Annotated in this window: 8 protein-coding genes and 1 tRNA gene; 2 read left to right on the top strand and 7 right to left on the bottom strand. The window is 72.5% G+C overall.

The genetic code is table 11. The features are described from left to right. Window positions 1–143 precede the first annotated feature (143 nt). The 4 genes from AC1Q5D_RS15920 to pcrA form a co-directional block, all read right to left on the bottom strand. Entirely contained in the window at window positions 144–1,199 is a 1,056-nt protein-coding gene (locus tag AC1Q5D_RS15920) for a zinc-dependent alcohol dehydrogenase family protein (protein WP_481739438.1), read from the bottom strand. 108 nt (window positions 1,200–1,307) lie between these two features. Next, window positions 1,308–2,243 (bottom strand): succinate--CoA ligase subunit alpha, encoded by a 936-nt coding sequence (sucD, locus tag AC1Q5D_RS15915; RefSeq protein WP_481739437.1) that lies wholly within the window; start codon window positions 2,241–2,243, stop codon window positions 1,308–1,310. Window positions 2,244–2,261: 18 nt separating this feature from the next. Then, window positions 2,262–3,428, bottom strand: coding sequence for an ADP-forming succinate--CoA ligase subunit beta (sucC, locus tag AC1Q5D_RS15910; RefSeq protein WP_481739436.1), 1,167 nt, complete (start codon window positions 3,426–3,428; stop codon window positions 2,262–2,264). Between the two features lie 194 nt (window positions 3,429–3,622). Beyond that, window positions 3,623–6,022 (bottom strand): DNA helicase PcrA, encoded by a 2,400-nt coding sequence (pcrA, locus tag AC1Q5D_RS15905; protein ID WP_481739435.1) that lies wholly within the window; start codon window positions 6,020–6,022, stop codon window positions 3,623–3,625. Between the two features lie 162 nt (window positions 6,023–6,184). Here pcrA and AC1Q5D_RS15900 point away from each other — a divergent pair. Continuing rightward, a tRNA-Arg gene (locus tag AC1Q5D_RS15900) sits at window positions 6,185–6,258 on the top strand. Window positions 6,259–6,656: 398 nt separating this feature from the next. On the opposite strand, the gene AC1Q5D_RS15895 is transcribed toward AC1Q5D_RS15900, so the two are convergent. Continuing rightward, window positions 6,657–7,889, bottom strand: a complete 1,233-nt coding sequence (locus tag AC1Q5D_RS15895) for an ROK family transcriptional regulator (RefSeq protein WP_481739434.1) — start codon at window positions 7,887–7,889, stop codon at window positions 6,657–6,659. 149 nt (window positions 7,890–8,038) lie between these two features. Here AC1Q5D_RS15895 and AC1Q5D_RS15890 point away from each other — a divergent pair, with 149 nt between their 5' ends. Beyond that, entirely contained in the window at window positions 8,039–8,449 is a 411-nt protein-coding gene (locus tag AC1Q5D_RS15890) for an NUDIX hydrolase (RefSeq protein WP_481739433.1), read from the top strand. A 19-nt stretch (window positions 8,450–8,468) separates the two neighbouring features. Here the strand turns inward: AC1Q5D_RS15890 and AC1Q5D_RS15885 are convergent, their stop codons facing one another. Further along, window positions 8,469–10,325 carry an ABC transporter ATP-binding protein gene (locus AC1Q5D_RS15885; RefSeq protein ID WP_481739432.1) on the bottom strand — a complete coding sequence of 619 codons (1,857 nt, stop codon included), beginning with the start codon at window positions 10,323–10,325 and terminating at the stop codon, window positions 8,469–8,471. A gap of 55 nt (window positions 10,326–10,380) precedes the next feature. After that, entirely contained in the window at window positions 10,381–11,151 is a 771-nt protein-coding gene (locus tag AC1Q5D_RS15880) for an alpha/beta fold hydrolase (RefSeq protein WP_481739431.1), read from the bottom strand. Window positions 11,152–11,161: the final 10 nt, after the last annotated feature.

Here is an 11,161-nt window from a genome sequence, read left to right as displayed (position 1 = left end):
GGACGCCTCTCCTCTCGGGGTCCTGTTCCCGCCCGCCCCCGCCCCGCGGCGCTCGGGCCCGGCACGGCCTCCGGACCCCAGCACGCTAGCGGCCGTCCCCTCCCGCCGCTAAATAGTTGCCACGAGTTGCACGCGCGGCTCCCCTACGGAACGAGCATCACCTTCGTGGCGCGCCGTTCGTCCATGGCGCGGTACGCCTCCGCCGCCTCCTCGAGCGGCATCACGGAGTCGAACACGAGCCCGGGGTTGATGGCCCCGGAGAGCACGTCCTCCAGCAGCTCGGGGATGTAGTTGCGGGTGGACGCCGCCCCGCCGGCGACGGAGATGTTCTTGGAGAACAGGACGCCGATGGGCAGTTCGGCACCGCCGGCCGGGACGCCGACGAAGCCCACGGCGCCGCCCGGCCGGGTGGAGCGAAGCGCCTGGTCCATGGACTCGGCCGTCCCGACGCACTCGAGGACGGAGTCGGCCGCGACCCCGCCGAGGAGGTCCCGCACCCGCCCGGCCGCCTCGCGCCCGCGCTCGGGCACGACGTCGGTCGCCCCGAACGCCGTCGCGATCGCGGCCCGGTCCTCGTGGCGGGACATGGCGATGATCCGCTCCGCGCCGAGGCGCTTCGCGGCCAGGACGCCGCACAGCCCGACGGCGCCGTCGCCCACCACGACCACGGTCCGCCCGGGCCCGGCCTGGGCCGCGAGCGCGGCGTGGTGCCCGGTGCCCAGCACGTCGGAGAGGGTCAGCAGCGACTTGGCGAGGGCCTCGTCCGGTTCGGCGACCCCGGGGACCGGGACCAGTGTGCCGTCGGCGTGGGGCACGCGCACCGCCTCGCCCTGGCCGCCCTCGACGGGGTCCCCGTGCTCGTCCCGGCCGCCCCAGATGGCGCGCCGCTCGCAGGCGACCTGCACTCCGTTGCGGCAGTTCGGGCACGTCCCGCAGCTGTTCGCCCACGGCGCGATGACGAAGTCGCCGGGCCGGAGCGTGGCCACGGCGTCGCCGACCTCGGTGACGGTGCCGATGAACTCGTGTCCGATGGGGTGCGGGTCGCCGGGGTCCCGGACGCCGCGGTAGGGCCAGAGGTCGGAACCGCAGACGCAGGCGGCGTGGACCCTGACGACGGCGTCCGTGCCGCGCAGGACGCGCGGCTCCGGCCGGTCCTCGACGCGGATGTCACGGGGGCCGTGGATGATGGTGGCGCGCATGGTCCTCCTTGCGGTGCGGTTCCGGGGTCGTCCATCAGCCTAGGCCCAGACGGCAACGGCCGCCGCCCTCCGGGGAGGGCGGCGGCCGTTGGCGCGGGGCGCGGGGGCCTAGAGGTTCGAGGGCTCCTCGTGCTCCGGGTAGACCTCGCGCAGCAGGTGCGCGGTCTCGGACGGGGTCTTGCCGACCTTCACGCCCGCGGCCTCGAGGGCCTCCTTCTTGGCCTGGGCCGTGCCGGAGGAGCCGGAGACGATGGCGCCGGCGTGGCCCATGGTCTTGCCCTCCGGGGCGGTGAAGCCCGCGACGTAGCCGACGACCGGCTTCGTGACGTTGTTCTTGATGAACTCGGCCGCGCGCTCCTCGGCGTCGCCGCCGATCTCGCCGATCATGACGATCGCCTTGGTCTCCGGGTCCGCCTCGAACGCGGCCAGGGCGTCGATGTGGGTGGTGCCGATGACCGGGTCGCCGCCGATGCCGATGGCGGTGGAGAAGCCCAGGTCGCGCAGCTCGTACATCATCTGGTAGGTCAGGGTGCCGGACTTGGAGACCAGGCCGACACCGCCCTTGCCGGTGATGTTGGCGGGGGTGATGCCGACCAGCGACTCGCCCGGCGTGATGATGCCGGGGCAGTTCGGGCCGATGATGCGGGTGGTCTGGTTGCCCTCCGCGTCCTTCTTGGACTGGGCCAGGGCCCAGAACTCGGCGGAGTCCTGGACGGGCACGCCCTCGGTGATGACGACGACGAGGCCGATCTCGGCCTCGATGGCCTCGACGACGGCGTCCTTGGTGAACTTCGGCGGGACGAAGACGATCGAGACGTCGGCGCCGGTCTCGGCCATGGCCTCCTTGACGGAGCCGAACACGGGCAGCTCGAGTTCCGCGCCGTGCTGGTCCTTGTGGGAGACGGTCGTGCCGGCCTTCCGGGCGTTCACGCCGCCGACGATGTTGGTCCCGGCGTGCAGCATGCGCGCGGTGTGCTTGGAGCCCTCGCCGCCGGTGATGCCCTGGACGATGACCTTGGAGTCCTTGTTGATGAAGATAGCCATGTTTCTGTTCCCTCGGTCCTAGGCGTTGGCCAGCTCGGCGGCCTTGTCGGCGCCCTCGTCCATGGAGGTCGCCAGCGTGACCAGCGGGTGGTTGGCGTCGCGCAGGATGCGGCGGCCCTCGTCGACGTTGTTGCCGTCCAGGCGCACGACCAGCGGCTTGGTGGCCTTGTCGCCCAGGATCTCCAGGGCCTTGACGATGCCGTTGGCGACCGCGTCGCACGCGGTGATGCCGCCGAAGACGTTGACGAACACGGACTTGACCTGCGCGTCGTTGAGGATGACGTCCAGGCCGGAGGCCATGATCTCGGCGGAGGCGCCGCCGCCGATGTCCAGGAAGTTGGCGGGCTTGACGTTGCCGTGGTTCTCGCCGGCGTAGGCGACGACGTCGAGCGTGGACATGACCAGGCCCGCGCCGTTGCCGATGATGCCGACTTGGCCGTCGAGCTTGACGTAGTTCAGGCCGGCGGCCTTGGCCTTGGCCTCGAGCGGGTCGGCGGCGCCCTTGTCCTCGAGCTCCTCGTGCGCCGGGTGGCGGACCTCGGAGGCGTTTTCGTCGAGGGAGACCTTGCCGTCGAGGGCGATGATGTCGCCGGCGCCGGTCTTGACCAGCGGGTTGACCTCGACGAGGGTCGCGTCCTCGGCGGTGAAGACGCCCCAGAGCTTGACGATGGCCTCGGCGACCTTGGCGCGCAGCTCCTCGGGGAAGTTGGCGGCGGCGACGATCTCGTCGGCCTTGGCCTGGTCGATGCCGGCCAGCGGGTCGATGGCGACCTTGGCGAGCGCCTCGGGGCGCTCGACGGCCAGCTGCTCGATCTCCATGCCGCCCTCGACCGAGCACATGGCCAGGTAGTTGCGGTTGGCGCGGTCCAGCAGCACGGAGAAGTAGTACTCCTCCGCGATGTCGGCGCCCTGGGCGATCATCACCTTGTTGACGGTGTGGCCCTTGATGTCCATCCCGAGGATGTTGGTGGCGTGCTCGAACGCCTCGTCGGCGGTCTTGGCGACCTTCACGCCGCCGGCCTTGCCGCGGCCACCGACCTTCACCTGCGCCTTGACGACGACGACGCCGCCGATCTTTTCCGCGGCGGCCTTGGCCTCTTCGGGGGTGTGCGCGATGATTCCGGCGAGCACGGGTACACCGTGTGCCTCGAACAGATCGCGCGCCTGGTACTCATACAGGTCCACGGGATGGTGTCCTTCTGCGTCGAAGTCGTGTCGGTCGAGGGGCGGTCCCCTGCGGGCCCGTCCCACGCTGAACTCTAGTGCGTGGGCGCCGAGTGCCCCGCTTAGCGTATCCCTTTCGTGACCAACCGCACAGTTCTACGGTTTGTAGAGACGCGCGGCCGCGCGGTATGGGGACGACGCCGGCGGCGCCGCGGCTACGGGGCCTTCGTCAGGGGCGCGTACCGCAGCAGCAGCCTCTTCTCCTCCGCCGCGAACCGGACCTTCGCGACCGTCTTGTCCCCCGCGCCCTCGAGCGCGAGCACCACGCCCTCGCCGAACGTCGTGTGCCTCACGGCGTCGCCGACGGAGAGGGCGATGACCTCCTTGGCCGGCTGGACCCGGCCGGCGGCCCGCGCCGTCGGGGCGGTGCGCAGGGAGCTCCGCTCCGGGTCGCCGGAGCGGCGGCCCGCGGGCGCGCCGGCGCCCCAGTGGGACCCGTTGTCGTAGCGGCTGGCGGAGAAGTCGCGCCGGATGGAACCGCCGAACCCGCCCAGCGGCACGCGCGGGGTGCCCTCGCGCTTCCAGTCGAGCAGGGCCTGGGGGATCTCCTCGAGGAACTGGCTGGCCGGGTTGTACTGCGCCTGTCCCCACAGGCTGCGGGTCTCGGCGCGCGTGACGTAGAGCCGGCGCCGGGCCCTGGTGAGCCCGACGTACGCGAGGCGGCGCTCCTCGGCCAGCTCCTTCTCGTCGACCATGGAGCGCTGGTGCGGGAAGATCCCGTGCTCCATGCCGGTGAGGAACACGACCGGGAACTCCAGCCCCTTGGCGGTGTGCAGCGTCATCAGCGTCACGACCCCCTCGCGGCGGGCCATCTCGGCGCCCTCCTCGTCGGTGGGGGCGTCCGGGACCTGGTCGGCGTCGGCGACGAGGGAGACCTGTTCGAGGAACCCCCCGAGGCCGCCCTCGGGGTTCGCTGCCTCGAAGTCGCGCACGACGGCGACGAGCTCCGCCAGGTTCTCGACCCGCGACTCGTCCTGCGGGTCGTCGCTGGCCCGGAGCGTCTCGAGGTAGCCGGTCTGCTCCAGCACGGCCTCCAGGGAGGCGGCGGCTCCGGAGCCTTCGGCGACGACGGCTAGGTCGTCGAGGATCTTCGCGAAGGCCCGCACCGCGTTCAGGCTCCGCGTGGCCATGCCGGGCGCCTCCTCGGCCCGCCGGAGGGCGGCCAGGAACCCGATGCGCTCGCGGTCGGCCAGCGCCGCGACGGCGTACTCGGCCCGGTCCCCGATCCCCCGCTTGGGCTCGTTGAGGATCCGGCGGATCGAGACGTCGTCGTCCGGGTTGACGAGCACGCGCAGGTAGGCCAGCGCGTCCTTGATCTCCTTGCGGTCGTAGAACCGCGTCCCGCCCACGACCTTGTACTTCAGGTCCACGCGCATCAGCTGCTCCTCGAGGGAGCGGGACTGGGCGTTCGTGCGGTAGAAGACGGCGACGTCGCCGGGGCGGATCCCGTCCTCGTCGTTCAGGCGCAGGATCTCGTCGGCGATCCACCGGGCCTCGTCCTGCTCGGACTCGCCCACGTAGCCGATGATCTTCGGGCCGTCCCCCTCGGCGGTCCAGAGGCGCTTCTCCGGCCGGTCGGGGTTCTTCGCGATCACCGCGTTGGCCGCGGAGAGGATCGTCTGGGTGGAGCGGTAGTTCTGCTCGAGCTTGATGGTTTCGGCGTCCGGGTAGTCCTTGCCGAACTCCACGATGTTGCGGATGTCGGCGCCGCGGAACGCGTAGATGGACTGGTCGGAGTCGCCCACGACCGTCAGCTCCCCGCCCGGGGTCGGCCCGTCGGGTCCGGTCAGCTCGCGCACGAGCGCGTACTGGGCGTGGTTGGTGTCCTGGTACTCGTCGACCATGACGTGGCGGAAGCGGCGCCGGTAGTTGTCGGCGACGGCGGGGAAGGCCCGGAAGATGTGGACGACCTGCGCGATGAGGTCGTCGAAGTCCATGGCGTTGGCCTGGCGCAGGCGCTGCGTGTAGCCGCGGTAGACGGCGGCCACGGCCGCCGCGAACGGGTCCTGGGGGTTGATCGAGGACGCGTACTCCTCGTCGTCGATGAGCTCGTTCTTGAGCGCGGAGATGCGGTGCAGCATCGCCTTCGGGGCGAACCGCTTGGGGTCCAGGTCCAGGCCCTTGGCGACCAGCGTGGCCAGGCGCAGGGAGTCGGCGGAGTCGTAGATCGAGAAGTTGGACTTGAGGCCGACGGACGCCGCCTCCCGGCGCAGGATGCGCACGCAGGACGAGTGGAACGTGGAGATCCACATCCGGTCCGCGGCCTCCCCGACGAGGGCGCCGATCCGCTCCCGCATCTCCGCGGCGGCCTTGTTGGTGAACGTGATCGCGAGGATTTCGTGTGGGCGGGCCCGGCCCGTGGCCAGCAGGTACGCGATGCGGTGGGACAGGACGCGGGTCTTGCCGGACCCGGCGCCGGCGACGATCAGCAGCGGGCTCCCCGAGTGGCGGACGGCCTGCTCCTGTTCCGGGTTCAGGCCCTCCAGCAACGCCTCCGGGCTCGGGGCGGCGGGAGGGCGTGGCGGCGCGGCGAAATCGTCGAAGAGGAAATCCATGGTCCTTCCAGTCTACGGTCGGCCCGGGCGCCCGGGGGCGGCTGTGGCGGGCAGGTGCCCGCCGGCGCGGAGCGCGCCGCCGTGCGGTTTTGCATGCTGGAGCGGGCCGGGCAGTAGGATGGGGCTGTCCGCGCGCGGCCGCACCGCGGGGCGTGTGGACCGGCCCCTGTAGCTCAGTTGGATAGAGCGACCCTCTCCTAAAGGGTAGGCCATCGGTTCAATTCCGGTCAGGGGCACCCATCCGCTGCCGCCCGGTTCGGGAGGCGCGCAGGGCCGGCTCTGGAGGCCGCCTCGGTGGCCGCGCCAACTGGGGTCCGGAAACGTGTGTGGCCGCCGGCCCTGGTTCCCCACGGATGGCTCCCTGTACCACATCCGTTGTGGGTTAAACCCGGGCCGACGGCCGGGTTGGTGTTGTCCCCCCGGCTGCCGAACCGCCGTTCCCCCACCTCGGGCGGCAGCGTGAAGACGCTGAGTGCCGCAGTTTTCGGTGGGCAGTTCGGTCGCCGCAATCACCAACGTGTTATATCTAAATCCATTCGACGTTCCGGTGTCAACTACGTCAGGAAAAATTTCGCTTGGCCGGTGCGGAATTTGCTTTTCCCCGGCCGGAGGGAAGGCCCGGACCCTCCGCGCGTCAGCGCAGGAGCAGGACGGAGGCCTTCGGCGAGAGGGCCGCGTCCAGGACGGCGCACGCGCCGCCGATGGCCGCGACGTGGGGCCCGAGCCCCGAGTTCTCGACACGGATCCCGTGGATCTGCCGGCAGACGAACCCGGTGTTGATGACGGCGGCGACGTCGTCCAGGAAACGACGTCCCATCCGGTCCCACATGGGGCCCCCGAAGACCACGCGGTCCACGTCGAGCGCGTTGACCAGCTGGGACACCATGGCTCCGATCGCCAGCGCGGCCTCGCGCACGATCTCCAGCGCCCGGGTGTCGCCCGCCTCGGCGAGCTCGGCCAGCCGCAGCATCGCGGCGCCGCGCTCCGCCACGTTCGCCCCCTCGGGCATCCCCAGGTCCAGCCCCCGGGCGGCGGCCTTGCGGGCCGCGTAGCCCTGGGCCGTGGTCGCCGCGAGGCAGTCCCGCCGTCCGCACAGGCACGGCTCGTCGGCCTCCTCGCCGACGAGGAAGTGCCCGATCTCGCCGGCGTTGTTGCTGACCCCGCGCAGCACCTCGCCGCCCAGGACCATGCCGGCACCGACCCCGGTGCCCACGTAGATGCTGGCGAAGTTGCCGTCCTCCGGCAGGCCGCTGCCGTTCCACACCTCGGCGATCGCCGTCGCGATCGTGTCCTTCTCGAGGAGGACCTTCAGGCCGAGGGCGCGCGACAGCGGCCCGACGACCTCGACCTCGCTCCAGCCGTCCAGCAGCGGCGGCGCCGTGACGACGCCCCGCTCGGGGTTCAGGGGGCCGGGCGCGGCCACACCGACGCCGACGATCCGCTCGCGCGGCAGTCCCGTCTCGGCGACCACGTCCTCGACCGCGGCGGCGACCAGCGCGATGGTGCGCTGGGGGTCCCCCATGTCCGGGGTGTCCAGGCGGCGCGACGCGACGACCTCGCCGCACAGGTTCAACACGACAATGGCGACGACGCTCGGGTCCAGGTGGATCCCGACGGCCAGGAGCCGGTTGGGCTCGAGTTCGAGGACGGTGCGCGGCTTCCCCGGCCCGGACACGACCGTGCGGTCCTCCCGCACCAGCCCGTCGTCGAGGAGACGCCGGACCACGTTGGAGATGGTCTGCGGCGAGAGCCCCGTGGACTCCGCCAACTCGACCCGGCTGATGCCCCCGCTGGCGCGCCGGATCGACTCGAGGATCACGGCTTGGTTGAAGTCTCCGAGCCGGCCGAGGTTGGTGCCGCGCTGCATGTGGTCTCCAGATTCCGGGGTTGAAGAGGGCTTTCGAGGGTGGCCAAGCGTCATTGTATGCGCGCACCCGGCGGCCGGTCAGGTGCGCCCCGCCCCCGGGCGCGTCCCGCGGCCCATCCTCCCGGCGCGCGGTTGCTACCGTTGGGCGCATGCCCAGCGTCCTGCACATCGCCGCCGTCCGCCTCCTCGACGACGCGGGCCGGATCCTGCTCGTGCGCAAGCGGGGCACGTCCGCGTTCATGCAGCCGGGCGGCAAACTCGAGCCGGGCGAGGCCCCGGCGGACGCCGCCGCGCGCGAGGTCGCCGAGGAGCTGGGGCTGGTGGTCGCCGCGGAGGACCTGGAGGACCTGGGCCACTGGGTGGGGCCGGCGGCGAACGAGCCGGACACCCTGATCGACGCCCACCTCTTCGGCGCGCGGCTGGCCGGCGAGCCCCGCGTCGCGGCCGAGCTCGAGGAAATGCTGTGGGCGCACCCGGCCGACGCCCTCGCCCGCACGGACATCGCGCCGCTGCTGCGCGAGGTCGTGCTGCCGCCGCTGGTCGGCGGCCCCCGCCGCTGACCGCGGCGCCGGCGGCCGGTCAGGCGCCGGCGAACTGGGTCTCGTACAGCTCCGCGTACCGGCCGCCGACCGCGAGGAGCTCGGAGTGCGTGCCCCGCTCGACGATCCTCCCGTCCTCGACGACCAGGATCGCGTCCGCGGACCGGATGGTGGAGAGCCGGTGGGCGATGACGACGGCGGTGCGCTCGGCGAGGGCCTCCCCCAGGGCGGCCTGGACGGCCGCCTCGTTGGTCGAGTCGAGGGCGGCCGTGGCCTCGTCCAGCACGACCACGCGCGGGGCGGCGAGCAGCAGCCGGGCGATCGTCATCCGCTGGCGCTCCCCGCCGGAGAGCCGGTAGCCGCGCTCCCCGACCATAGTCTCCAGCCCGTCGGGCAGCGAGCGGACCAGGGTCTCCAGCCGGGCGCGGCGCAGCGCGTCCCAGAGCTGTTCGTCGGTGGCGTCGGGGTTGGGCAGCCGCAGGTTGGCGGCGATGGTCTCGTGGAAGAGGTGCCCGTCCTGGGTCACCATGCCGACCGTGGCGCGCATGGAGTCGAACGTGGCCTCGCGGACGTCGACCCCGCCGATGCGGACCGCCCCGGAATCGACGTCGTACAGGCGGGCCAGCAGCTGCGCGATCGTGGACTTCCCGGCCCCGGACGACCCGACGAGGGCGTACGTCTGCCCGGCCGGGACCTCGAAGTCGATGCCGTGGAGGACCTCTCCCCCGGCCCGGGTGTCGAGGACGGCCACCTCCTCGAGGGAGGCCAGGGACACCTTGTCCGCGCCCGGGTAGCCGAAGCGGACGTCATCGAAGCGGACCGCCACGGGGCCGCCGGGAAGCCCCCGGGCCCCGGGGGCCTCCCGGATCAGCGGCTCCAGGTCGAGGACCTCGAAGACGCGGTCGAAACTCACGAGGGCGGCCATGATCTCCACCCGCGCGTTCGCCAGGGAGGTCAGCGGCGCGTAGAGGCGGGTCAGGAGGAGGGCCAGGGTCACGACGTCGCCGGCGGCCAGGTCGCCGCGCAGGGCGTAGAGCCCGCCGAGCCCGTAGACGAGGGCCAGGGCCAGCGCGGCGACGAGCGTCAGGGCCGCGACGAACGCGAACTGCCGCATCGCCATGCGCACCCCGATCTGCCGGACCCGGTCCGCGCGCACCGCGAACTCGGCGGACTCGGCGTCCGGCCGGCCGAAGAGCTTGACCAGGGTAGCGCCCGGCGCGGAGAAGCGCTCCGTCATCTGGTTGCCCATGGCCGCGTTGTGGTCGGCGGCCTCCCGCCGCAGGCGCGCGATGGTCCGGCCCATCCGGCGCGCCGGGATCAGAAACACGGGGAGCATGAGCACGGCCAGCACCGTGACCTGCCACGAGGTGGAGAACATGACGGCGGCCGTGAGGACCAGCGCCACGACGTTGCTCACGACGCCGGAGAGCGTCCCCGCGAACGCGGACTGGGCGCCGATGACGTCGTTGTTGAGGCGGCTGACCAGCGCCCCCGTGCGGGTGCGGGTGAAGAACGCGACCGGCATCCGCTGCACGTGGTCGAACACGGCGGTGCGCAGGTCGTAGATCACGCGCTCGCCCAGGCTGGAGGACAGCCAGCGCGTGAGCAGGGACGCGCCGGATTCGGCGACGGCCACGGCCGCGATCAGCACCGCCAGGCCCAGCACGCGCTCGAGCGGCCCGCCGGCGACGATGGCGTCGATGACGGACCCGGCGAGGACGGGCGTGGCGACGGCCAGCGCCGCGGAGACCACCGAGACGAGCACGAACGCGGCCAGCCGGCCGCGGTACTGGCGCGCGAAGTCCACCACCCGGCGCACCGTTCCGGGCGTCAGGGCCGTCCCCTGGTCCTTCTGCAACCGCCACAGGGATCCCCAGGCGGCGTGTTCCATGCTCATGCGCGCTGCATCCCCTCACACCCTCGGTCGGGCCGAGTCTACGCCGGGCGCACGGTCAGCCGGCCGCGTGCTCCCCGATCCGCTCGTCGACGCGCCGGATACTGGCGGCGACCTCGCGCGGCGCCTCGAGGGGCGGCGTGTGCCCGCAGCCCGGGACGAGCTCGAACTCGGCCTCCGGGAAGACCCCCTGCCACGCGCGCGAATCCACGGGCTTGCGCTTCGGGTCCAGCTCCCCATGGAGGACCTGCACGGGGAGGCCGGCGGCGGGGTGCGTGCCGACCTCGGTGAGGAAGTCGGTCGCGTGCTGGCTCTCCAGGATCGACACGGCCGGCGCGGGCCCGACCGCCCGGCTGTAGTCCACCATGGCGGCGATCCACGCCTCGCGCTTGGCGGGCGGCCCGGTGGCGACGTTCAGCTCGGCGTAGGTGCGCCAGTCGGCCTCCGTCGCCGCCGACTGCAGGTCGGCGATCATCGCCTCCACGGAGCCGTGGCCGTGCATGTTGGGGCCGGAGTCGATGAGCACCAGCCCCGCGACCGTGCCGGTGTGCGACAGGGCGGTGCGCGCCGCGATGGCACCGCCCGTGGAGTGGCCCACGAGAATCGCCGCGCCCCGGCCGGCGTCGGAGATGGCGACGGCGACCGCCTCCGCCACGGTCTCCAGCGTCGGTTCGGGCACGAGCTGGCCCCAGTCGAAGACGAGCGTCTCGAAGTGCCCGCCGCCGTCGGCCAGCAGCGCCTCGACCCCCGCGTAGGTGGAGGGCGGGACGAGCGTTCCGGGCAGCAGGACGACCAGCCGCGGCGCCGGTCCCTCTGGGTTCTCGCTCATCCGTGCCTCC

The sequence above is a fragment of the Arthrobacter paludis genome, from assembly GCF_056782315.1.
The sequence above is the reverse complement of the archived record's forward strand: the minus strand, read 5'-3'. Positions and strand labels throughout refer to the sequence as shown.

Excerpts from the sequence above, each read along its gene's own strand:
- AC1Q5D_RS15890 (WP_481739433.1), top strand. The coding sequence starts at position 8,039 with ATGCCCAGCGTCCTGCACATCGCCGCCGTCCGCCTCCTCGACGACGCG.
- sucD (WP_481739437.1), bottom strand. The coding sequence starts at position 2,243 with ATGGCTATCTTCATCAACAAGGACTCCAAGGTCATCGTCCAGGGCATC.
- AC1Q5D_RS15920 (WP_481739438.1), bottom strand. The coding sequence starts at position 1,199 with ATGCGCGCCACCATCATCCACGGCCCCCGTGACATCCGCGTCGAGGAC.
- AC1Q5D_RS15880 (WP_481739431.1), bottom strand. The coding sequence starts at position 11,151 with ATGAGCGAGAACCCAGAGGGACCGGCGCCGCGGCTGGTCGTCCTGCTG.
- AC1Q5D_RS15895 (WP_481739434.1), bottom strand. The coding sequence starts at position 7,889 with ATGCAGCGCGGCACCAACCTCGGCCGGCTCGGAGACTTCAACCAAGCC.
- AC1Q5D_RS15885 (WP_481739432.1), bottom strand. The coding sequence starts at position 10,325 with ATGAGCATGGAACACGCCGCCTGGGGATCCCTGTGGCGGTTGCAGAAG.
- pcrA (WP_481739435.1), bottom strand. The coding sequence starts at position 6,022 with ATGGATTTCCTCTTCGACGATTTCGCCGCGCCGCCACGCCCTCCCGCC.